This is a genomic window from Amycolatopsis sp. WAC 01376 (assembly GCF_003947415.1).
Taxonomy (GTDB): domain Bacteria; phylum Actinomycetota; class Actinomycetes; order Mycobacteriales; family Pseudonocardiaceae; genus Amycolatopsis.
Window position 1 is genome coordinate 1,002,929 of the sequence record NZ_QHKL01000002.1, and the last position, 22,148, is coordinate 1,025,076.

Below are 22,148 nucleotides of genomic sequence, written 5' to 3' on the forward strand. Positions count from 1 at the left end.
GGTTTTCCTTGTAGGGCAAGGGTTTGTGATCGACCCACCGGACATCGCGCGAAGCGACGTCGCATTTTAGGGACTTTGGTCCCTTCTTTCGCGGAAAAAGAAACGGGCGGTTCACCGGATCATTCCGGTGAACCGCCCGTTGCCGGGAAAAGCGTGATTCAGGCGCCGACGGTCGCCTCGATCGCCTTGGTGATCGTGTCGTCTTCGGGTTCGGTGCGCGGGCGGAAACGTCCCACCACTTCACCGGACGGGGCGACGAGGAACTTCTCGAAGTTCCACTGCACGTCGCCGCCGGCGCCTTCCGCGTCGGCAGCCTTGGTCAGTTCGGCGTAGAGCGGGTGACGGGTTTCGCCGTTCACGTCCAGCTTTTCGAACAGCGGGAACGAAACGCCGTACGTCGTCGAGCAGAAGGTCTGGATCTCCTCGGCGGTGCCCGGCTCCTGCCCGGCGAACTGGTTGCACGGGAACCCGACGACGGAGAAACCCTTGTCCGCGTAGCGTTCCTGCAGCTTCTCCAGCCCGGTGTACTGCGGCGTCAGCCCGCATTTCGACGCCACGTTCACCACCAGCAGCGTCTTGCCTTCGAGCGCGCCGAGCGTGGTGTCCTCGCCCGCGAGCGTCTTCAGCGGGATGTCGTGGATACCCATGGTTGCCCCTTTCGTCATTTCCTCAGCAGGTCACGCGCGTCGACATGGCCGAAGGGTCCGTCGTCGCGCCGGAAAGCGGCCGCGGTCTCCCGCGCGCGGTCGAGCGCTCCCTCGCGGAGCAGTCCGGCGAGCGTGTCGAACCGTTCGGTGTGCACTTTCGCCCGCCGCCGCGCGTAGTCGGCGGCGGAATCCTTGGTGACCATGAACGCCCAGTCGCTCGAAAGCGCCAGCATCGCTTCGGCGACGGCCTGATCGCGGACGGCGTCCCGCGTCGTCGTGTCCATCCCGGTGACCAGGTCGAGCATCCGGTGCTGCAGCGCGGTGTTGTCCCGCACCATGTCGGCGACCTGCTCGCCGTCCCAGACCCGCCAATCCTTGCCCGATCCCCACGACGACGCCGGGAGGTCGACCTTCCCGCCGAGGTGGCCGGCTTCGAGCGCGCCCTTGAGCGTGGTGACGCGGACGCCCGCCTCGGGCAGCGCGCGCAGGACTCCTTCGAGCCAGGCGGGGCCCTCGTGCCACCAATGCCCGAACAGTTCGGTGTCGTACGCGGCGACGACGAGCGATTCGCGGCCGTGCTCGGCCTTGAGTGAGCGCAACCGGGCGACGACGGTGTCGACGAAGTCCTGGACGTGGCCGCCGAGGGTGGCCGCCGCCATCGCCGGGTCGTACGGCGCCTTGTCCGGCGGCTCGACGGTCTTGCCGGTCACCCTGGACGGCTTGAGGCCGACTTCGTGTGCCCAGGTGTGGAAATCGCGATAGGCGGCGTGGCCGGGGTAGCCGGCCTTCGGCGACCAGACGCGGTACGTGACTTCGAGATCGCGGCCGAAGCAGACGACGTCGGAATCGCCGACGGTCCGCGCCGCCGACGTGTCGCCGTGCAGGGACGGGCCGTCGACCATGAAGCGCTGGACACCCGCGGCGGTGTAACCGGCTTCCATGCCGGGTTCGTAACCGCACTCAGGTGCCCAAATGCCTTCGGGACGCCGTCCGATCCGCAGTGCGGTGTCGGCGAGGCCGCCGCGCAGCATGAAGTCGCGGACGGCCGGGTCGAGCAGCGGCTGGAACGGATGCGCCAGCGGGCCGCCGAGCAGTTCGATCGTCCGGTTGTCCACAAAGGACCGGAGAATCGGAGAGAAACCGTGACGCCATTGGGTTTCGAGTTCTTCCGACGCCTTGGTGGCGGTCCGGTACTCGCTCGCCGCGAGGTCGCGCAGCAGTGGGTCGCCACGCCAGAGCGTGGACGCGTGCCAGGCGCGCAGCTGCCAATGCCCGAGCCAGTCGTGGAAGGCGTCGATGCAGTACGGGTCGTCTAGCTGGGCGGCGAGGATCGGCGTCATGCCGAGCGTGAGGACGTCTTCGCGGCCCTCGTCGGCGAAGCGGCGCAGGAGATCGACCATCGGCAGGTAGGAATGCGCCCACGCCTGGTAGAGCCATTCTTCGCCGACCGGCCAGGAACCGTGGTGCGGCAGCCACGGCAGATGGCTGTGCACGACGAGGCAGAACGTGCCCTCGTATTCGGTCATCGGCGCACCGCCACGGCGACGAGGTCGAGGCTGGCGTCGAGGTCCTCACCGTGGACGTCGAAATCCGCGGCCTGGATGGCTTCGACGTCGGCGAGCAGTTCCGCGGGCCAGGTCGCCTGCCCCGGAAGCTGCCCCATGACGACGTCGAGCTGGGCGTCGATGATCGAGCCGCCGTACTTGGCGTCGAGCTTCGCGACGCCCTCGCCGTGGTGGAGGCCGTGCAGCGTCTCGACCTCGAAACCGGCGTCACGCAGCAGTTCGTCCAATTCGGACGGTGCGAGTTCCCTGGTGTGGAACGGGTTGAGCGGGGTGTCGCTGTCCGGCGTGAAGGTCAGCCGGTTGGGTGTGGTGACGATCAGCCGTCCGCCGGGGGAGAGCACGCGGTGGCATTCGGCGAGGAAAGCACCTTGGTCCCAGAGGTGCTCGATCACCTGGAAGTTGGCGACGACGTCGACCGAGGCGTCCCGTAGCGGCAGGAACACCAGGTTCGCCCTGGTCACGCCGATGCCGGGGTAGCGGCGGGCGACGTGCTCGGTGGTGGGGGCGTCGTAGTCGAGCGCGAGCACCCGCTCGGCGACGGTGGCGATGAGTCCGGCGCCGTAGCCCTCGCCACAGCCGGCCTCCAGGACGGTCTTGCCTTCGCACAGCGGCAGGAGCCTTTGGTACGCGGCCTCGTGACGGCGGTACCAGTAGTTTTCCTCGGCGATGCCCGGCACGGTGCGTTCACCGGTGAGGTGCAGCGCTTCGGCCCTGGTGGCTGGGGTGGTCACGCCGCGACCCTACCGGCCGGTCACTTCCAACCCCTCCGCAGTTAGTCCTCTCGATGCGGTCCTTGCACGCGCAAGGACCGCATCGAGAGGACTAACTGCGTGTCACGTTTCGCGGCGCTGTCCAGTCCAGGAGGTATGCAAAGGACATTCACCCGCGTACTGCTCGTCGTCTTCGGTCTCATCGAACTGCCCGTCGGGCTGTGGCCGCTGTTCAGCCCGGACGGCTTCTACCGGGACTTCCCGGGATTCCGCACCGGCTGGGTGGCGATGGACGGCCCCTTCAACGAACACCTGATCCGCGACTTCGGCGGCCTCAACCTGGCGCTCGCCGCCATCCTGATCGGCGCCGCCGTGATCGGGACGACCGCCGTGGCCAGGCTCGCGGCGCTCGCGACCTTCCTCTTCGGACTGCCGCACTTCCTCTACCACCTCGGCCACGTCTCGCATTTCGAGCCGGTGGACCAGGTGCTGATCGTCGCGACGACGGCGCTGGGCGCGGTGCTCCCGGTGGTGCTGGCACTGATCCCTTCGCGGGTGTCGATTCCCAAAGAAGGGGCTACACCGGCGACACCGTGATGCCGATGGCGCCGGGGCCGAGGTGTGCGCCGAGGATCATGCTGGCGTCGACCAGGGTGCTGTCGACCATCCGGGGCAGCCGCGCCCGCAGCCGCCCGCCGATCTCGAGGTCGCGTTCGTCGGGGCCGAACCTGGTGATGGCCACCTCGACGTCCCGGTCGCCCGCGCATTCCACCGCGAGGTCGACGAGTTTGTTGAGCGCGCGTCGCTGGCCCGGCACCCGGGTCAGCTGCGCGACCTCGCCGTTCTTCAGTGTGAGCAGGGGTTTGATCGAGAACGCCGAACCGAGGAACGCCTGCGCGGCGCCGATCCGGCCGCCACGCCGCAGGAACTCCAGCGTGTCGACGTAGAGGATCTCCCGGCTGCCGCGGAACCGGCGTTCGGCGGCGTCGATGACCCGGGTGGCCTGCCCGCCGGCGGCGGCGACCTTGGCCGCCGAGGTGGCCGCGAAGCCGAGGCTCATCCCGGTGGTCCCGCTGTCGAGGACGTGGACCGGGACGCTCACCTGCTGGGCGGCCTCGCGGGCGGCGTTCACCGTCTCCGACATCCGGCCCGAGATGTGGATGCTGACGATCGCCGAGGCGCCCTTGCTCGCGGCGTCCTGGAACGCCCAGAAGAACGCGGCGACCTCGGGCGGTGCCGTCTTCACCGGCGTGCCCGCCCGCAGATGGCCGATGATTTCCTCGCGGTCGTAGCGGTTCTCTTCGTCGAACTGCTCTCCGACCTGCAATTGGACCTGAACGACGCCGATTCCCCAGCGTTCGGCGACCGGGACGGGAAGGCAGGCGGTCGAGTCCGTGATCACGGCGACGGGGCCGGGCATGGAACGCATGGTGGGGCAGGTTAGCCCGTCGCACACACCGGGAGTACCCCGGAATACGGCCGTTCGGGTTAGTCGCCCGGTTACACTCACTTCCGGGTGAATTACCTGGACGATGGTCCCACTAAAACGTGCATCCAGGTGAATGAGGTCACCTCGGCGGGCCGCGGCGCTGAAATGGCCCTAATCTACCGGCCAGTAGAGCTGTTGCCCCGTGGCCGACGCCGGCCACTAACGGGAGGTCGAAGTAGACCCATGACGAACATCGTTGTCCTGGTCAAGCAGGTACCGGACACCTACTCGGAGCGCAAGCTCTCCGGTGCCGACAACACTCTTGACCGCGAATCCGCCGACGCCGTGCTCGACGAGATCAACGAGAAGGCCGTCGAAGAAGCCCTGAAGATCAAGGAAGCGGGCGAGGGCGAGGTCACCGTCGTCTCGGTGGGTCCCGACCGCGCGACCGACGCGATCCGCAAGGCGCTTTCCATGGGTGCCGACAAGGCCATCCACGTCTCCGACGAGGCCCTTCACGGCTCCGACGCGATCGCCACCGCCAAGGTGCTGGCCGCCGCGATCTCGAAGGTCGAAGGCTTCGACCTGGTCATCACCGGTAACGAGGCCTCCGACGGCCGCGGTGGCGCCGTGCCGGCGATCATCGCCGAGCTGCTCGGCCTGCCGCAGCTGACCCACGTGAACGAGCTGACCGTCGACGGCACCTCGATCAAGGCCGACCGCTACACCGAGGACGGCGTCACGCACCTCGAGGCGAACCTGCCCGCGGTGGTGAGCGTCGGCGAGAAGATCAACGAGCCGCGCTACCCCTCCTTCAAGGGCATCATGGCCGCGAAGAAGAAGCCGGTCGAGACGCTGACCGTCGCGGACCTTGGCGTCGACGCCGGCGAGGTCGGCCTCGGCAACGCCTGGTCGTCCGTGCTCGAAGCCTCCCCGAAGCCGCCGCGCACCGCCGGTGAGCGCGTCGAGGACGAGGGTGACGGCGGCAGCAAGGTGGCCGCCTACCTGGTCGCGCAGAAGCTCATCTGAGACAGGTTTCGAGGAGGAATAGGGAAATGGCTGAAGTACTCGTCCTCGTCGACCACGTCGACGGTGAAGTCAAGAAGGTCACGCTCGAGCTGCTGACCGCCGCTCGTGAACTGGGTGAGCCGTCCGCGGTCGTCGTCGGCCCGACCGGCACCGCCGCCAAGGCGAAGGAAGCCCTCGCCGCGCACGGCGCCGCCAAGGTGTACGTCGCCGAGGGCGACAACGCCACCGGCTTCCTGGTCACCCCGAAGGTGGACGTCCTCGCCGCGCTCGCGGAGCGGACCTCCCCGGCCGCCGTGCTCGTCGCGGCCACCGCCGAGGGCAAGGAGGTGTCCGCCCGTGTCGCGGTCCGCCTCGGCTCCGGTCTGCTGTACGACGCCGTCGGCGTGAACGGCGACGGCACCGTGGACCAGTCCATCTTCGGTGGCGCGTTCTCGGTGAAGTCCAAGTCCACCAAGGGTGTCCCGGTCATCTCGGTCCGCCCCGGCGCGGTCGAGGCCGCCCCGGCCGAAGGTGCGGCAGCCGAGGAGACCGTCGAGGTCCCCGCGGGTGACCCGGCGAAGTCCGCCAAGATCACCGGCGTCGAGCCGATCGTCGGCGGCGACCGGCCGGAGCTGACCGAGGCCTCGGTCGTCGTCTCCGGTGGCCGCGGTGTCGGCTCGGCCGACAAGTTCGACGTCGTCGAGACGCTCGCCGACTCGCTCGGTGCCGCCGTCGGTGCTTCCCGCGCCGCCGTCGACTCCGGCTACTACCCGGCGCAGTTCCAGGTCGGCCAGACCGGTAAGACGGTTTCGCCGCAGCTGTACATCGCGCTGGGCATCTCCGGTGCGATCCAGCACCGGGCCGGTATGCAGACCTCGAAGACCATCATCGCGGTCAACAAGGACGCCGAGGCGCCGATCTTCGAGATCGCCGACTTCGGTGTGGTGGGCGACCTGTTCAACGTCGCGCCGCAGCTGACCGAAGAGGTCCGGAAGCGCAAGGGCTGAGTCCCTCGTTCGAAGCGGGGCCGTCCGGGATTTCTTTCCCGGGCGGCCCCTTTTCTGTGATCCGAAAGTGATCTTCCAGCCTGAGAGAACCCTGAGAACCCGCAATTAACTGAACGTGCACTAATCGGCCATCAGGCGCATTGTCGTTGGTACCCCCCGAGGGGTAGACCTTGGTTATGACGACGTCACAGCTCCTCGTCAGTACTGACCAGGCAGGTGTCGAACTCCCGGCCGACGCGCCGCGTTACTCCCTCTTCGTGGCCAACGGGAACGAAGAAGTCGTTGCCGCGCAACGCCTTCGATATCAGGTGTTCGCCGAGGAAATGGGCGCGACGCTCAATTCGCTCGAACCCGGCCTCGACGTCGACTACTTCGACGAGTTCTGCGATCACCTCGTGGTGCGGGACGACAACACCGGCGAGATCGTGGGCACGTACCGGATGCTGCCGCCCGATCGGGCGACGCTGGCGGGAAAGCTTTACTCCGACAGCGAATTCGATCTCACCGCGCTCGATTCGCTGCGTCCCTCGCTGGTCGAGACGGGCCGCTCGTGCGTGCACCCCGACCACCGCAGCGGTGCCGTGGTGAGCCTCGTCTGGGCGGGGATCGGGCGCTACATGCTGCTGGCCGGACACCGGTACCTCGCGGGCTGCGCCTCCGTGCCGCTGACCGACGGCGGGGTGTACGCGGCGGGCGTCTGGGATGTCCTGCGCGCCAAGCACTACGCGGACGAATCCTTGCGCGTGACGCCGTTGAACCCTTGGCGGACCGAGGATCTCGAACGGCCGAGCCGCGCGATCCTCCCGCCGCTCATCAAGGGCTACACACGCCTCGGCGCGAAAATCTACGGCCCGCCCGCGCTCGACGCGGATTTCGGTGTCGCGGACTTCTTCGTCCTGCTGGATCTGCACAACGTCGACGAGCGATATCTCAAGTTCTTCCTGGGAGTGCAGGGATGACTCACGCCTGGATGCCGAAGTCGCCGTGCGGCGACGGCTGCCTGAGCGAAGGGGCGCCGACGGTGGCGTTCCCCCGGCGCGTTCTGCGATTCACCGCGGCGATCGGCGTCATCTTCGGCGCTTTCCTGTCGGCGCCGCTGGTGCTCGTGCTGCGTGGCATGCCCCGGGAACGGTTGGTGCGCCTGCTTTTCGTGGGGATCCTCCGCTCGTTCGGGGTGAAGCTGCGCGTGCTCGGCGACGAGCGGTTCCGCGCCGTGCCCGGCCGCGGCGCGCTCGTGGTGAACAACCACATCTCGTGGCTGGACATCATCGCGGTCAACGCCGTCCAGCCGATGCGGGCGCTCGCCAAGAAGGAGGTCGGCACCTGGCCGGTGCTCGGCCTGCTGGTGCGCCGCGGCGGCAGCATCTTCCTCGACCGGGAGAACCTGCGCAGCCTGCCCGCGACGATGGACGAACTCGCCGACGCGATGCGCGGCGGATCACTCGTCAGCGTGACGCCGGAGGGCACCACCTGGTGCGGTCTGGGTTCGGGCCGGTTCCGCCCGGCGACCTTCCAGGCCGCGATCGACGGCGGGGTCCCGGTGCGGCCGCTCGCGCTGCGCTTCCGGCTCGCCGACGGGCGGGAGACGACCCAGCCGGCGTTCATCGGACCGGAGTCGCTCATCGCCTCACTGCGGCGGGTCGCGGCGCTGCGCGGTCTGGTGCTGGAGGTGCACGTGTGCCCGGAGATCGCGCCGGGCCGCGCTTCGGATCGGCGGGAACTGGCCCTGCTGGCGGAATCCGCGGTGCAGGCGGCGCTCGGGCGGGTGCAGATCCCGGTGCAGCGGCGGCGGCGTGTTGCGGCTCCGGTCTTGGCTCCGGCCGCGCCTTCGGTGCCCTCGGCTTCCGAGACGGTCTCTCCGTAGCGCGAGTGTCATGAAAGGGTCGTTCAGGACATATTTCGTCCTGAACGACCCTTTCATGACACTTTGCTGGGGGCAGTGGCCGGTGGGGCGGCCCCCGTGCAATGAAAGGACCGTTCCTTGCAAAATTTGCAAGGAACGGTCCGTTCATAGCAGCCGCCGGTGGGCTCACGCGGCCGTCAGTCGAAGGTCAGCGTGATCTTCCCGCCCGCGTGACCGGTAGCGCTCTCCCGATGCGCCTCGGCCGCATCGGCGAGCCCATAGCTGGAGCCCAGCTTCAGCTTCAACCCCCGCGCGACCAGATCCTCGAGCACCGCAGCGCTTTCCGAGCCGCCCGCCGAGAACTTCAGCCCCTGCGCGTACGCGGACGGGTCGGCGATGGTGATCAGCCGGGCGGGTGATCCGAGCAGTTCGACGGACTCACCCAGCACACCGAAGCCCGCCGCGTCGAACACCGCGTCGACGCCGTCCGGCGCCACCGAGCGGACCCGCGACACCCAGCCGTCGCCGTACTGGACCGCGAGAGCGCCCAGCGCCTTCACCTCGTCCAGCGACGAAGCACCGGCGAGCCCGATGACCGTGGCGCCGAGTGCGACCGCGGCCTGCGTGGCGATCCGGCCGACCTGGCCGCTCGCGCCGTGGAGCACCACCGTCTCGCCCGGCTTGACTTCGAGTTCGCCCAGTACTCGCAACGCCGTCTCACCGGCGATGGGCAGCGCGGCGGCCTCGGACCACGAAAGCCCGGCGGGTTTGCGGATGACGTTGGTCGCCAGCGCGTACTCCGCGTACGTGCCGGTGTCGGACCAGCCGAAGACCTCGTCCCCGACGGCGAAACCGGCGCCTTCGCCCACCGCGTCCACCACGCCCGCCAGTTCGAGGCCGAGGATGTGCGGGAACTCGACCGGGCGGATCTCCGCCATGGCACCGGACCGGATCTTCCAGTCGATCGGGTTCACGCCGGCCGCCTTGACCGCGACCCGCACCTGGCCAGGACCGGGCTCCGGCAGCGGGACCTCGGCAAGCCCCAGGACGTCCGCTTCGCCGTACTGGGTGATGGTGATCGCTCGCATGTTCACTCCTATCGGGATTTCTTCGCTGCGATCAGTCAACCGGCGCCCGGACACCGCCCGAACCGCTCGGACGAGCAGTGTTCGCTAGCCGGGAGAGCAGCGTGCCCGCGCCGGGACGCGCCTACTGTGGACTCATGGACCCGCTGCACGTGTTGAGCCAGGTCGAGTACATGCTCGCCGCTCCGCGCCCCGAACTCTTGCCGCGTTTCTCCGCGACCGCCGCCGCGTTCCTGCCGCATCGCGCGGCGGCCATGGAGACCGGTGACTGCTCCCGCCTCCCGATCAAGGTCCACGGCGATCCTGAGATCACCGGCGCGGTCACGAGTGCGGAGCTCCAGCGGCTCGCCTCGTTCGGCGTTCCGGGCCAGGCGGTGGTCACCGAGGAGACACTCGGCGGGAAACGCCGGAAACTGGTCGTCCTGACCTCGGCCCCGGTGATCGGCAAGGGCGCGATGATCGCGCTCGTCCCTGCCGAGGACGCGCCCGCGGACGGCGCGCTCGAGTTCGTCGCCAAACTGTGGGACATCGTCAGCGTGAACGCCGCCCAGCGCCCCACCGCCCCCGAGCCCGCGGTCCTGGAGAGCAACATCGCGGCCGCGACCGCGCGGGCGCGGGCGATCACCGATCTGGGGCAGACCCACGCGACCGCGTTGACGTCGTTGCTCTCGGTGCTGCGATCACGGCGGCTCGGCGACGCCGCCGCCCGGCAGGCCGCGACCGACCTCGCCGCGACCGCGCTGGTCGAACTGCGCTCGATCGCGGACCGCGATCAGGAACTCTCGGCGGAGCCGGCGTCGGAGGCGTTCGACACCCTTGTCACGCAGCTGGATCCCTTGGTGCGCCACAACGACGTGACCGTCGAGCTCGCCGGGCCCGGTGACGGACGGCCGCTCCCGCAGGACATCGCGCACACCGCGCGCACGGTCTCTCGCGGCCTCGTGCTCTCCGCGCTGGAGCGGGGCAGCACCCGGGTCCGGGCGTCCTGGCGGATCGACGGGGAGACGCTCCGGGTCACCGTGCGGGACGACGGCCCGGACATCGCCCGCGCCGTGCCCGCCACCGGTCTCACCGAGCGGATCACCCCGCTCGGCGGTCGCTGGGAGGTCGACGCGGTACCCGATTGGGGTGCCACGATCACCGCCGTCCTGCCGTTGGGTGTCCGGGAAACGCCGGAACTGCGCCCGCTCGACCGGCTGAACCCGCGTGAACTCGAAGTCCTCGCCGGGATCGCGCGCGGGAAGCGGAACCGGCAGATCGCCGAAGAGCTGGCGCTGACCGAACACACGGTGAAGTTCCACGTGCGGAAGATCCTCGGGAAGCTGGAAGTCACCTCGCGCGGCGAGGCCGCCGTGCTGGCGCGGGAGCTGCGCCTGGAGTCCGTCAGCGCTTGACCTCCACCCAGCTGGAGGTTGCAGGCTCGTCGTATGACGATCACTGGGGAAAAGAAGGGTGTGCTGTGGACACCTGAGCACCGCGTGACCACCATCGGGTTGCTGCTCATGGTCACCCTCATCGCGTTCGAGAGCATGGGCGTCGCCACCGCGATGCCGACGATGGTCGCCGATCTCGACGGCCTCGCGCTGTACGCCTGGCCCTTCACCACCTTCCTGGTCGCCAGCGTGGTCGCGACCGTCCTTTCCGGACGCCTCGGCGACCGCAAGGGCCCGGCGCCCGCGCTGCTCGCCGGTACCGCGCTGTTCGCCGCCGGGCTGCTGGTCGCGGGGCTCGCGCACGACATGCCGCTGCTCCTGCTCGGCAGGGGATTGCAGGGCTTCGGTTCCGGTCTCCTGCTGGTCTCTGTGTCGCTGCTGATCGCGCTCACCTTCAGCGATCGCGAACGTCCGGTGATCTACGCCGCCAACGCCGCCGCGTGGGTGCTGCCCGCGGTGATCGGCCCTTCGATCGCGGGAGTGGTGACCGTGAGCGTCGGCTGGCGCTGGGTGTTCCTGGGACTGATCCCGCTCACCGGGATCGGGCTCGCGTTGCTGGTCCTGGTCACGCGCAAGCTGCCCGCCCACGTACCCGGCGAATCCGCCAGCCGGGCCGGGGTCGTGCCCGCGGTGGTCGCCGCCCTCGGCGTCGCCGCGCTCACCTGGGCGGCACAGCACCCGTCCCTCGCGGCCCTGGCCTACGGCGGCGCAGGTCTCTTCGCCCTCGCGTACGCCCTCCGCAAACTCCTGCCCGTCGGCACGCTGACGTCGCGGCCGGGGTTGCCGACAGTGATCGCCTCGCGCGCGCTGATCGCGGGCGCGTACGCCGGGATGGAGGCGTACCTGCCGCTCACGATGACCGAGGTCCACGGCTACAGCCCCGCGCTGGCCGGGCTGCCGCTCACGGTGACCGCGCTGGGTTGGTCGGCGGGCTCGATGCTGCAGGGCCGCATGCTGGACTGGTCGCGCGAAGCGTCCCTGCGGACCGGGTTCGCGCTGGTCGCGGCCGGTTTGGCGATCTTCGTCTTCGTGCCGCTGCCCTCGTTCCCCAGCTGGATGGCGTTCGTGGCGTCGGCCGTCGGCGGCGCCGGGATGGGTATCGCGATGCCCGCGATCTCGGTGCTGCTGCTCCGCTACTCGCCGGAGGCCGAACGCGGCTTCAACACCTCGGCGCTGCAGCTCGGTGACTGGGTCGGATCGGCTCTGACCATCGGTTTGGGTGGAGTTCTGCTCGCTTCCTTGGCGTCGGCGAAGGAGCCTTCGGTCGCGATCGTGGTGCTTTCGATCGTGCTGACCGGCATCGCGTTGCTCGGGGTGCGGGTGACCGGCCGGTGGCCGTCCGGTATGAGCGGCGCCACCCGCTGAGCAGGGTGGGCTTGGTCACGCCCCGGAGCGGGCTACCCTGAAGGGTGCGATGACCTATCTCGACCACGCGGCGACCACCCCGATGTTGCCCGAAGCCGTAGCGGCGATGTCAGAGGCGCTGTCCACAGTGGGCAACGCCTCCGCGCTGCATTCCTCGGGGCGCCGGGCCCGCCGCCGCGCCGCCGAAGCCCGCGAAGTGATCGCGGAGGCGCTGGGCGCCCGGCCGTCCGAGGTGATCTTCACCGCCGGCGGCACGGAGAGCGACAACCTCGCGGTCAAGGGCATCTTCTGGGCCCGCAACGGCGAGGACCCGCAGCGGAACCGGGTGCTGTGCAGCACCGTCGAGCATCACGCCGTCCTCGAGTCCGTCGAGTGGCTGGAGCAGCACGCGGACGCCGAGATCGTCTGGGTCGAGGTCGATCAGGCGGGCCGGGTGACGCCGGAGTCGCTGCGCACCGCCATCGGCGACAGCCCCGAGACGGTCGCGCTGGCCACCGTGATGTGGGCGAACAACGAGGTCGGCACGGTCAACCCGATCGCCGGACTCGCCGCCGTCTGCGCCGAACACGACATCCCGCTGCACACCGACGCAGTGCAGGCCGTCGGCGCGGTCCCGGTCGACTTCGCCGAGAGCGGAGCGGCCGCGCTGACCCTGACCGCGCACAAACTGGGCGGCCCGTACGGCGTCGGCGCGCTGCTGCTCGGCCGCGACACCGCGTGCGTGCCGGTCCTGCACGGCGGCGGCCAGGAGCGAGCCGTGCGTTCGGGCACGCTCGACGTCCCCGCGGTGATCGCGTTCGCGACAGCGGTGAAGGCCACGGTCGACGGCCGCGAGGAATACGCCAAACGCGTCGCCGAACTGCGGGACGACCTGATCGAGGCCGTCCGGCGCGAGGTGCCGGACGCGGTGCTCAACGGCGGCGAGGGCGAGCGCCTGCCCACCCACGCCCATTTCACCTTTCCGGGTTGCGCGGGTGACAGCCTGTTGATGCTCTTGGACGCCAAGGGCATCGAATGTTCCACCGGTTCGGCGTGCACGGCGGGTGTCGCGCAGCCGAGCCACGTGCTGCTGGCCATGGGCGCCGAACCCGCGGCCGCGCGCGGATCGCTGCGGTTCTCGTTCGGGCATACCTCGGCGCCGGAAGACGTTGAAGCGGTTTCGAAGGAGATCGCGGGCGTCGTCGACAGGGCGAGGCAGGCGGGACTCGCCGGAATGCGCAAGCAGACGCAGAAGCAAGAGGTGTGAGGAAGATGCGCGTACTGGCCGCGATGAGCGGGGGAGTGGACTCGGCGGTGGCCGCCGCGCGCGCCGTGGACGCCGGGCACGAGGTCGTCGGCGTGCACCTGGCGCTGTCGGCGAAGCCCGGCACGCTGCGCACCGGATCCCGGGGCTGCTGCACGATCGAGGACTCGGGCGACGCGCGACGCGCCGCGGACATCCTCGGCATCCCGTTCTACATCTGGGACTTCGCCGAGCGGTTCACCGAAGAGGTCATCGAAACCTTCGTCGGCGAATACGCCGCGGGCCGGACGCCCAACCCGTGTGTCACCTGCAACGAGAAGATCAAGTTCGAAGCGTTGCTGGACAAGGCGATGGCGCTCGGCTTCGACGCGGTCGCCACCGGGCACTACGCCCGTCTGTCCCTTGTGGATGGTGTGCCGGAACTGCGGCGCAGCGTCGACTCCGGCAAGGACCAGTCCTACGTGCTGGCCTCGCTCACCCCGGAACAGCTGCGGCATTCGCTGTTCCCGCTGGGGGATTCGTGGAAGACCGACGTGCGTGCCGAGGCCGCGAGCCGTGGCCTTTCGGTCGCGAAGAAGCCGGACAGCCACGACATCTGCTTCATCCCGGACGGCGACACCAAGAGCTTCCTGGAGAAACGGCTCGGTCAGCGTCCCGGCCAGCTCGTCGACGCCGAGACCGGCGCCGTGCTCGGTGAGCACACCGGCGTGCACGGCTTCACCGTCGGCCAGCGCAAGGGGCTCGGCATCGAGGCGCCGGCGCCGGACGGACGGCCGCGCTACGTGCTTTCGCTGGAGCCGGTTTCGGGCACCGTGAAGGTCGGTTCCGCGCGGGACCTCGGCGTGAACGTGATCGAGGCGGACCGCCCGATCTGGCCGAGCGAGCGGCCGCTGGACGGCCCGACCGAGTGTGTCGTGCAGGTGCGCGCGCACGGCGGGATCGTCGAGGCCGTCGCTGAGGTTTCGGGTGACGAGGTGACCATTCAGCTTCGTGAGCCGCTGCGCGGCGTCGCGCCCGGGCAGGTCGTCGTGCTGTACCGCACCGACGCGACCGAAGGCGACCTCGTGCTCGGCAGCGCGAAGATCTCAGGTACCCGCTGACTCTTCCCGCATTCAGAGGACTAAATGCGGGAAGAGTTCAGAACTTCAGCTTGAAGCCGGTGTGCGTGGCTTCGAAACCGAGGCGCTCGTAGAACCGGTGCGCGTCCTCGCGTTTCACGTCCGACGTCAGCTGCACGAGGGCGCAGCCCCGCCGCCGGGATTCGTCGATGGCCCACCTCATCAGATCGCCGCCGAGGCCGGAGCCGCGATGGCTCGCCCGCACCCGGACGGCCTCGATCTGCCCGCGCAGCGCGCCTTTCCTGGCCAGGCCCGGAATGATCGACAGCTGGAGCGTGCCGACGGCCTCCCCGCCGTCGTCGGCGACGATCAGCAGCTGCGCCGGATCGGCGTCGATCTCCTCGAAGGCCTTCAGATACGGCGTGAGGTCATCGGTGGAATCACGGGTGCTGCCGATCTGGTCGTCGGCGAGCATCCCGACGATCGCCGCGACGTCTTCCCGGCGCGCTTGACGGATGATCATGAGGCGTAGTGTCGCACCCCGTCGGTCTCGTTCTCGGTCAGTTTTCCTTGGGCCACCAGCAGATCCAGATGCGAGCCGGTCTCGAGGACGGCGAGCATCTGGTTGAACGGGTCCATTTCGCCGAGCTTGCGCCGCCTTCGCGTCCAGCCGAGGCGCAGCGCGACCTCGTACGCCGTCGTGACGTCCGCGGTGATCTCGGCGCCCATGACCTCGAGCCGGTCGCGGTGGTGCTCCAGCAGCGCGTCGACGCGGGCGTGGACGCTGTCGGTGACGGGGCCGTGCGCGGGGAGCATGCGCCGGTCCGGCATCCCGCGCACCAGACGCAGGGAGTCGAGGTAGTCGCGCAGCGGCAGTTCGGCGGGCACCGGCTGGAATCCGATGGACGGCGTGATGTGCGGCAGGACGTGGTCGCCGGAGAACACCAGCCCCGCCTCGTCGTCGACGAAGACGACGTGCCCCGCCGTATGGCCCGGCGTGTGCACGACGTCGAACTCGCGGCCGGGCACGATCTCGCGTTTGCCGGCGGTGAGCCATTCGTCCGGCTGCTCCCACAGATGCGCCTCGGTGTGCCGGATACCGCCGAAGGCCCTGGCCAGCTCCTCGACGACAGGCTCCGCGCCACAGCGTTCGAGCAGGCCGACCTGCGCCTCCATCGGGAACCGGTCCGGATCGCCGGAACGCGTCAGCGACGGCTCTTCCAGCTTCCCGAGCCCGAGTTTGCCGCCGAATTCGCGGCGCAGTTCCACGGCGAGGGTGTAGTGATCGCGATGCACGTGGGTGATCAGGAATTCGTCGATGTCACCGAGGTCGGCGCCGAGCGCCTTCAACCCGCGCGAAAGCCGCTCACGGGCGGACTCCAGCGCCCAGCCCGAGTCGACGAGGACCAGCCGGGTGCCGTCGGTGACGACGTAGACGTTGACCGCGCGCAGCGCGTCCTGCGGCAGGGGCAGCGGGATCCGGTGGACCCCTGGCGAAACCGTGTAGACGCCTGGCTCGGCCCAGTCCCGCTCGCCGTCTTCGGGCAACGGCTCCATGGTGACCTCCGTCCCGGACGCACTCCAGCGTGCCGCCCCAGTCCCTCCACCTTGAGCCGCCGGAAGCCGAGTGTCCACTTGTGCGGGTGAGACCCCGGTCACGTGTTGTTCAGTGCCGCGATGGTCCGCGATGCAGATCAGTGCAGATCAGTGCAGAACATGCCGGGCGATGTGTTGCGTATACGCAGACCAACGGGGTTACAGTGACGTGGATAAGGTCGAATCTTTCGACCTTACAAACCATCGCCGGAGCCATCCGGCCGGACAGCCCCGGCGATGAGTTGCCCAGGTTAGTGCTGGTACAAGGTTGCTAGGCCTAACAGCGCCAGCACGCCCAGGGTTACCACATGGTTCGCCGTCAGTGTCAGTTCGAATCTGACTCTGACGGTGAACCGGTTACTACGGCCCTTTCGTGCCATGGGCCTTCACCTCCACCCCCTGAAGTACCGCGCGGGCTTGTGCTCGGCAGCGCCAAGAAGCCAGGGGTTCCTCCTCGACGGCCGTACGAGGAGGAAAGTGGACGAGCTTCGCGATGCAGCGTAGGAGGCTGGCGAGACATGTTCGGCTCGACACGCGGGACTCGTCTGAGGCCGGATTATTGCGCTCGTGCAAGTCCAAAACAGAAGCGAGCTCCGTCGGGTGATGCCCCCAATGTGGCATTGGAGACGCTGACCGTCCCCAATGCCACATTGGGGGCATCGACGGCTATCCGGAAGGCCGCGTCAGTTCGTGTCCTGCTTCAGCGCGGTGTCGATGGTCAGCGCCGAGGCGACCACCATCGAAGCCAGCGGATCCCGCAGCGGCCGGTGGATCTCGACGACGTAGTTGTCGGCGGTGGTGAAGGCGGCCTTCACGAAACCGCCCCAGGTCTTGGTGATCCGCGCGATCTCGACGTCGGCTTCGTCCTTGACGACGAAGTTCCACGCCCGCCAGTTCTCGGCGAAGATGCCGCCGATCTTCCGGCCGTCGACCACGAACCCCAGCCGGATCTTGCCGAAGACGTTTTCCTGCACGATTTCGCCGATCGGGGAGTCGTCGGCCTTCGTCACCAGGAAGCGGGATTTGAACACCTTCGCCGGTCGCGTCACCTTCAGCACGGTGCTGTGGTTCGCGTCGCGGATTTCGAAGCGGTGGGTGAGGAACTGGTCGTAGTTAGTGAGCAGCCGGATGGCCTTCTTCAACGTGCTCTGCCCGACCTGGACGACGCCGCCGAGGCGGTTGCCGTGCTGGTCGAACACCCCGAACTCATTCGACATCTCGATGAGTTTCGCGCGCTGGTTGACCACCAGCACGGGTTCGGAGAACAGCGTGCCGCCGCCGGTGGCCCCGCCGCTCCTGCCTTGGGTCCCCCTCACCGCCTGCGCCCGGACCTTCGCCGGGTCGTGTGCGCCTTCGATGTCCAGCTCGATCATCTCGGCGTCGTGCGAAGGTCGCGTGTTCGCGGTCCAGGCCTGCCCGTCCCACCACCGGTACATCCGGGGGTTCTGCTGGTCGGGATACCAGCCGGCGGGCTGTGGAGAGCTCGTCATGGCAGGTCAGAGTAATCCGCTCGGCGCCGTCACGGGCTCGCCGACGGCAATTGCGCCGAATGTCCGTGTCCTCCCCCGCCCCGCCGTGCTCTCAGGCCGGACCAAGGGGAGAATCCGGGTGTGAACGAACGACCTTGGCCTCTCGGCGCGGCCACCGCGATCGGTTCCCTGCCCGGTACCGACCCGGTCGAGGCCGCTTCGATCGTGTTCGGCGAACTGCCCGAATTCCCCTGTATGCCCGAACTTCCCGCCCGCGGTGTCGGGGCCGACATGATCGGCCGGACGGCGGCGCTGCTGGTCGACCTCGCCGTCGAGGTGGTACCGAGCGGGTACCGGGTCGCCGCCCGTCCTGGGCACGACCACCGCCGGGCCGTCGACCTGATGAACTGGGACCTCGACGCCGTCCAGGAGGCGAGGGAGAAGGCAGGCGCCGCGCCGCCCGCCTTCAAGATCCAGGTCGCCGGGCCGTGGACACTCGCCGCGAACGTCGAACTCCCGCGCGGGCACCGGATCCTCACCGACAAGGGCGCGCTGCGCGATTTCGCCGCGTCGCTGCTCGACGGACTGGTCGAGCACGTCGCGGAACTGAAGTCACGCATCGGTGCGCCGGTGGTGATCCAGTTCGACGAACCGTCGCTGCCCGACGTCCTCGCCGGCGATCTCCCGACGGCGTCCGGATACGGCACCGTTGCCGCCGTGCCCGCGCCGGAGGCACGCGACCTGCTTTCGACGGTGATCTCCGGTGCGGAGCGCATCACCGGACAGCCGGTCGCGGTGCACTGCTGCGCGCCGAAGCCGCCGATCTCGTTGCTGCGCGCGGCGGGGGCGCAGGCGATCGCCTTCGACTTCACCCTGCTGAAAGGTGCTTCGCCCGCGCAGCTCGACGAGATCGGAGAGACGCTGGACTCCGGTACGACGTTGATGCTCGGGCTCGTCCCCACGACCGATCCCGGCGTGCCGGTGGAGCTGCGTGGCCTGGTCACGCCCGTGTTCAAACTCGTCGACCGGCTGGGTTTCCGCCGCGAGATCCTCGCCGAACGGATCGTGCCGACCCCGGCGTGCGGTCTCGCGGGGGCCACTCCCGACTGGATGCGCCGCGCGCTCACGCTCAGCCGCGAGGCGGGCAAGGCTTTCACCGAACCGCCTGAAGGCTGGTGAACGGCGCGGTAGCGTGCCTCTCATGCGTTTGTTCCGCCGACCTCGTAAGTCCGAGGACGTTCCCGACCCCCGCACCGCCTGGCCGGAGCAGCCGGTCCCCGAGGACGCGGCCGCCGCGGCGGCGACCTTCTGGGAGGCGTGGTTCGCGCTCCTGCCCGAGGTCAGCGCCGCCCTCGGCGACCGTGAACCGCACCGGGTGGAACACGACCTCTGCACCATCGTCGAGGCGCTGCACCCCCGGCTGCACTTCTCCCTCGACCGGGGGCACCGGGCGATCTACTCGCTGGTGCTGACCGGCCAGGAGGATCCGGAACTGCGCCCGTACACCGACGCGTGGAAGGCCGCGGCACCGCCGGAGGACGCGATCTGGGAGTACCACGACTCCGTGCCGCCGGTCCCCGATCCGAATGAGGTCACCGTCAACCTCGGCGAGACCCGCATCGCGCTCGCCGACGTGCGGGTGACCGCGAAGGTGGACGAATCAGCCGGACGGGTGGACGTGACCGTGTTCCATCCGCTGATCGACGAGCTCGCGCCGGAGACCCGGACGACCATGACCTTCCTCCCGCTGGATGCCACGCTGGGTGAGCGGGTCGCGGCCGAACGGCTGCGCAAGGTCGAGCTGGTGACCGAGGCCCAGGACGGGCAGCTGACCCTGCTGGAACTGCGTGAGGTGGTCGGCAGGCTGTCCGGAAATGTCGGTACCCCCGACTAGAGTCACCCCCGTGAGCAGCGAACTTCCCGAAAACCTCGAGCCCGCGCAGGATGTCACGGACGTACCCGCCGACGTCCGTGAAAGGCATGCCGAACTGGCGGAGGAGATCCGCGGTCACCAGTTCCGGTACTACGTGCTGGATTCACCGATCGTGTCCGACGGCCAGTTCGACGAGCTGCTCAACGAACTCCAGGCCATCGAGGACGAGCATCCCGGGCTGGTGACGCCGGAGTCGCCGACGCAGAACGTCGGCGGCACGTTCTCCACCGAGTTCGTCGCGCACGACCACCTCGAGCGCATGCTCAGCTTGGACAACGTCTTCGACACCGAGGAGTTCGAAGCCTGGGTCGAGCGGGTCCAGAAGGAGATCGGCGCGACGAAGTACCTCGCCGAACTGAAGATCGACGGGCTCGCGATCAACCTGCTGTACGAGAACGGCCGCCTGACCCGCGCGCTGACCAGGGGCGACGGCCGCACCGGCGAGGACGTCACGCTCAACGTCCGCACGCTGGAGCAGGTGCCCGAGCGGCTGACGGGGACGGACGAGTTCCCGGTGCCCGCGCTGGTCGAGATCCGCGGCGAGGTGTACTTCCGCGTCGAAGATTTCCTGGCGCTCAACGCGAAAATGGTCGAGGCCGGAAAGGATCCGTACGCGAACCCGCGCAACACCGCCGCCGGATCGTTGCGGCAGAAGGACCCCAAGATCACGAAGTCCCGCAATCTGCGGCTGATCTGCCACGGTCTCGGCAAACGTGCGGGCTTCGAACCGAAGCGGCAGTCCGAGGCATACGACGCGCTGGCCGCGTGGGGCCTGCCGGTCTCGCCGCACAGCAAGGTGCTCGGTTCTGGCAAGGAACTGCTGGCGCACATCGAATACTGGGGCGAGCACCGGCACGACGCCGAGCACGAGATCGACGGCGTCGTCATCAAGGTCGACGAGGTCGCGCTGCAACGCCGTCTCGGGACGACCTCGCGGGCGCCGCGCTGGGCGATCGCCTACAAGTACCCGCCGGAAGAGGCGATCACCACCCTGCTGGACATCCAGGTCAACGTCGGCCGCACCGGGCGGGTCACCCCGTTCGCGGTGATGGAGCCGGTGAAGGTGGCCGGGTCCACGGTGGCGATGGCGACGCTGCACAACCAGGAAGAGGTCAAACGCAAGGGCGTGCTGATCGGGGACAAGGTCGTCATCCGCAAGGCGGGCGACGTCATCCCCGAGGTGCTCGGCCCGGTCGCCGACGCGCGCACCGGCGAAGAGCGCGAGTTCGTCATGCCGTTGCGCTGCCCCAACTGCGACACCGAACTGGCGTACCAGAAGGAGGGCGACATCGACATCCGTTGCCCGAATTCGCGGTCGTGCCCGGCGCAGCTGCGGGAGCGGCTGTTCCATCTCGGTGGCCGGGGCGCGTTCGACATCGAGGTGCTCGGCTACGAGGCCGCGGTCGCGATCCTGGACGCCGGTGTCGTGCACGACGAGGGCGACATCTTCGATCTGGACGAGGAAAAGCTGCTCCAGGTGGAGCTGTTCCGCACCAAGGCGGGGGAGCTGTCGGCCAACGGGCGCAAGCTGCTGGACAACCTGGAAACGGTGAAGGACCGTCCACTGTGGAAGGTCATCGTCGGCCTGTCGATCCGGCACGTCGGCCCGACGGCGGCGCAGGCGCTCGCGCGGGAATTCGGCTCACTCGAACGGATCGAGAACGCCTTGGAGGAGGAGCTCTCCAGCGTCGACGGCGTCGGCCCGACCATCGCGCGTGCGGCGAAAGAGTGGTTCGAGGTCGATTGGCACCGCGAGATCGTCGAGAAGTGGCGCGCGGCCGGCGTGCGGATGGAGGAGGAACGCGACGAGTCCATCCCGCGCAACCTCGAAGGCCTGTCGATCGTCGTCACCGGTTCGCTGAACGACTACTCCCGCGACGAGGCCAAGGAATACATCATGGCCCGCGGCGGGAAGGCGGCCGGTTCGGTGTCGAAGAAGACGGCGTTCGTGGTCGTCGGCGACGCGCCGGGCACGAAGTACGACAAGGCGGTCCAGCTGAAGGTGCCGGTGCTCGACGAGAACGGCTTCCGCGTGCTGCTCGAAAGCGGCCCCGAGGCCGCCGCCGAACTCGCGCTGCCGACAGAGGAGGAAAACGGTGAGTGACCTGGAGATCCGGCCCGCCCGCCCCGACGAGCTGACGGCGGTCGGGGAACTCACCCTGGCCGCGTATTCCGCGGAACGGAGCCTCGTCGACGGCGTGGGCTACGCCACCGAACTCCTCGACGCCGCCCGCCGCGCGGAGCTGGCGGAACTCCTGGTCGCGGTGGACGGCGACGGCACGCCGGTCGGCACGGTCACCATCGCCCGGCCGGGCACGCCGTTCGCCGAACTGTCCCGCGAGGGCGAACTGGAGTTCCGGATGCTCGGGGTGCTGCCCTCGGCGACCGGACGCGGCATCGGCGAGGCCCTGACCAGGGCGGTCCTCGCGCGGGCGCGGGAACTGGCCGTGGCGAGGGTGGTGCTGTGCAGCCTGGTCACGATGACGCGGGCACACCGGCTCTACGAGCGGCTCGGCTTTGTGCGGCTGCCCGACCGGGACTGGGAGCCGCATCCCGGGGTGACCCTGATCGCCTACGGCCTGGAGCTCACCTAAGCCCCTCCGCCAATGCTATGAACGGTCCGTTACTTGCAAAATTTGCAAGTAACGGACCGTTCATAGCGCGCGTGAAGGGTCAGTCACGCGTGCTCCGGATGTCATGAAAGGGTCGTTCAGGACAAAAAATGTCCTGAACGACCCTTTCATGACATCCGTGAGA

At 68.9% G+C, this 22,148-nt stretch carries 21 protein-coding genes; 13 read left to right on the forward strand and 8 right to left on the reverse strand.

Features of this window, described 5'->3' with window-relative positions:
* Positions 1–158: 158 nt before the first annotated feature.
* Genes DMH03_RS14080 through DMH03_RS14090 form a run of 3 tightly spaced genes read right to left on the reverse strand, consistent with a single transcriptional unit; the run spans position 159 to position 2,943 of the window.
* Positions 159–647, reverse strand: coding sequence for a glutathione peroxidase (locus DMH03_RS14080; protein ID WP_125792418.1), 489 nt, complete (start codon positions 645–647; stop codon positions 159–161).
* Positions 648–661: 14 nt separating this feature from the next.
* Complete coding sequence (locus DMH03_RS14085; protein WP_125792419.1) at positions 662–2,173, reverse strand: glycoside hydrolase family 57 protein; 1,512 nt, start codon at positions 2,171–2,173, stop codon at positions 662–664.
* Positions 2,170–2,943: a class I SAM-dependent methyltransferase gene (locus DMH03_RS14090; protein ID WP_125792420.1), complete on the reverse strand. Its 774-nt coding sequence runs from the start codon at positions 2,941–2,943 to the stop codon at positions 2,170–2,172. Before DMH03_RS14090 ends, DMH03_RS14085 begins: the two co-directional genes overlap by 4 nt.
* A gap of 135 nt (positions 2,944–3,078) precedes the next feature.
* Here DMH03_RS14090 and DMH03_RS14095 point away from each other — a divergent pair, with 135 nt between their 5' ends.
* Positions 3,079–3,519, forward strand: coding sequence for a hypothetical protein (locus tag DMH03_RS14095; protein WP_125792421.1), 441 nt, complete (start codon positions 3,079–3,081; stop codon positions 3,517–3,519).
* Here DMH03_RS14095 and DMH03_RS14100 read toward each other — a convergent pair.
* On the reverse strand, positions 3,500–4,351 hold the full coding sequence (locus tag DMH03_RS14100) for a DegV family protein (RefSeq protein WP_125792422.1): 852 nt from the start codon (positions 4,349–4,351) through the stop codon (positions 3,500–3,502). The genes DMH03_RS14095 and DMH03_RS14100 overlap by 20 nt on opposite strands.
* A 243-nt stretch (positions 4,352–4,594) precedes the next feature.
* Between DMH03_RS14100 and DMH03_RS14105 the strand changes: the two genes are divergently transcribed.
* From DMH03_RS14105 to DMH03_RS14120, 4 genes are all read left to right on the forward strand, one after another.
* Positions 4,595–5,380, forward strand: coding sequence for an electron transfer flavoprotein subunit beta/FixA family protein (locus tag DMH03_RS14105; RefSeq protein WP_016336566.1), 786 nt, complete (start codon positions 4,595–4,597; stop codon positions 5,378–5,380).
* A gap of 26 nt (positions 5,381–5,406) precedes the next feature.
* Positions 5,407–6,366, forward strand: coding sequence for an electron transfer flavoprotein subunit alpha/FixB family protein (locus DMH03_RS14110; RefSeq protein ID WP_125792423.1), 960 nt, complete (start codon positions 5,407–5,409; stop codon positions 6,364–6,366).
* A gap of 176 nt (positions 6,367–6,542) precedes the next feature.
* Positions 6,543–7,325, forward strand: coding sequence for a GNAT family N-acetyltransferase (locus tag DMH03_RS14115; RefSeq protein ID WP_125792424.1), 783 nt, complete (start codon positions 6,543–6,545; stop codon positions 7,323–7,325).
* The gene (locus DMH03_RS14120; protein WP_125792425.1) at positions 7,322–8,230 is read left to right on the forward strand and encodes a 1-acyl-sn-glycerol-3-phosphate acyltransferase; all 909 of its coding nucleotides are present in this window, start codon (positions 7,322–7,324) and stop codon (positions 8,228–8,230) included. Before DMH03_RS14115 ends, DMH03_RS14120 begins: the two co-directional genes overlap by 4 nt.
* Positions 8,231–8,406: 176 nt before the next feature.
* On the opposite strand, the gene DMH03_RS14125 is transcribed toward DMH03_RS14120, so the two are convergent.
* Positions 8,407–9,297: an NADP-dependent oxidoreductase gene (locus tag DMH03_RS14125; RefSeq protein ID WP_125792426.1), complete on the reverse strand. Its 891-nt coding sequence runs from the start codon at positions 9,295–9,297 to the stop codon at positions 8,407–8,409.
* Between the two features lie 134 nt (positions 9,298–9,431).
* Between DMH03_RS14125 and DMH03_RS14130 the strand changes: the two genes are divergently transcribed.
* The 4 genes from DMH03_RS14130 to mnmA are packed head-to-tail and all read left to right on the forward strand — an operon-like array spanning position 9,432 to position 14,435.
* Positions 9,432–10,688, forward strand: a complete 1,257-nt coding sequence (locus tag DMH03_RS14130) for a LuxR C-terminal-related transcriptional regulator (RefSeq protein ID WP_125792427.1) — start codon at positions 9,432–9,434, stop codon at positions 10,686–10,688.
* Positions 10,689–10,721: 33 nt separating this feature from the next.
* Entirely contained in the window at positions 10,722–12,092 is a 1,371-nt protein-coding gene (locus tag DMH03_RS14135; protein ID WP_125792428.1) for an MFS transporter, read from the forward strand.
* Positions 12,093–12,141: 49 nt separating this feature from the next.
* Positions 12,142–13,338 (forward strand): cysteine desulfurase family protein, encoded by a 1,197-nt coding sequence (locus DMH03_RS14140; RefSeq protein ID WP_125792429.1) that lies wholly within the window; start codon positions 12,142–12,144, stop codon positions 13,336–13,338.
* A gap of 5 nt (positions 13,339–13,343) precedes the next feature.
* Complete coding sequence (gene mnmA / locus DMH03_RS14145) at positions 13,344–14,435, forward strand: tRNA 2-thiouridine(34) synthase MnmA (RefSeq protein WP_125792430.1); 1,092 nt, start codon at positions 13,344–13,346, stop codon at positions 14,433–14,435.
* A 37-nt stretch (positions 14,436–14,472) separates the two neighbouring features.
* Here mnmA and DMH03_RS14150 read toward each other — a convergent pair whose 3' ends face one another.
* The 3 genes from DMH03_RS14150 to DMH03_RS14160 form a co-directional block, all read right to left on the reverse strand.
* The gene (locus DMH03_RS14150; protein WP_125792431.1) at positions 14,473–14,916 is read right to left on the reverse strand and encodes a GNAT family N-acetyltransferase; all 444 of its coding nucleotides are present in this window, start codon (positions 14,914–14,916) and stop codon (positions 14,473–14,475) included.
* On the reverse strand, positions 14,913–15,950 hold the full coding sequence (locus DMH03_RS14155; RefSeq protein WP_125792432.1) for an MBL fold metallo-hydrolase: 1,038 nt from the start codon (positions 15,948–15,950) through the stop codon (positions 14,913–14,915). The genes DMH03_RS14150 and DMH03_RS14155 overlap by 4 nt, the downstream gene beginning before the upstream one ends.
* A gap of 722 nt (positions 15,951–16,672) precedes the next feature.
* Entirely contained in the window at positions 16,673–17,479 is an 807-nt protein-coding gene (locus DMH03_RS14160) for a phospholipid scramblase-related protein (protein WP_125792433.1), read from the reverse strand.
* Positions 17,480–17,599: 120 nt separating this feature from the next.
* On the opposite strand from DMH03_RS14160, the gene DMH03_RS14165 reads away from it, so the two are divergent.
* From DMH03_RS14165 to DMH03_RS14180, 4 genes are read left to right on the forward strand one after another with little or no spacing between them, the layout of a single operon-like run.
* Entirely contained in the window at positions 17,600–18,637 is a 1,038-nt protein-coding gene (locus DMH03_RS14165) for a methionine synthase (RefSeq protein WP_125792434.1), read from the forward strand.
* Between the two features lie 22 nt (positions 18,638–18,659).
* Complete coding sequence (locus tag DMH03_RS14170) at positions 18,660–19,352, forward strand: hypothetical protein (protein WP_125792435.1); 693 nt, start codon at positions 18,660–18,662, stop codon at positions 19,350–19,352.
* 10 nt (positions 19,353–19,362) lie between these two features.
* On the forward strand, positions 19,363–21,495 hold the full coding sequence (ligA, locus tag DMH03_RS14175; RefSeq protein ID WP_125792436.1) for an NAD-dependent DNA ligase LigA: 2,133 nt from the start codon (positions 19,363–19,365) through the stop codon (positions 21,493–21,495).
* The gene (locus DMH03_RS14180; RefSeq protein ID WP_125792437.1) at positions 21,488–21,985 is read left to right on the forward strand and encodes a GNAT family N-acetyltransferase; all 498 of its coding nucleotides are present in this window, start codon (positions 21,488–21,490) and stop codon (positions 21,983–21,985) included. The genes ligA and DMH03_RS14180 overlap by 8 nt, the downstream gene beginning before the upstream one ends.
* Positions 21,986–22,148: the final 163 nt, after the last annotated feature.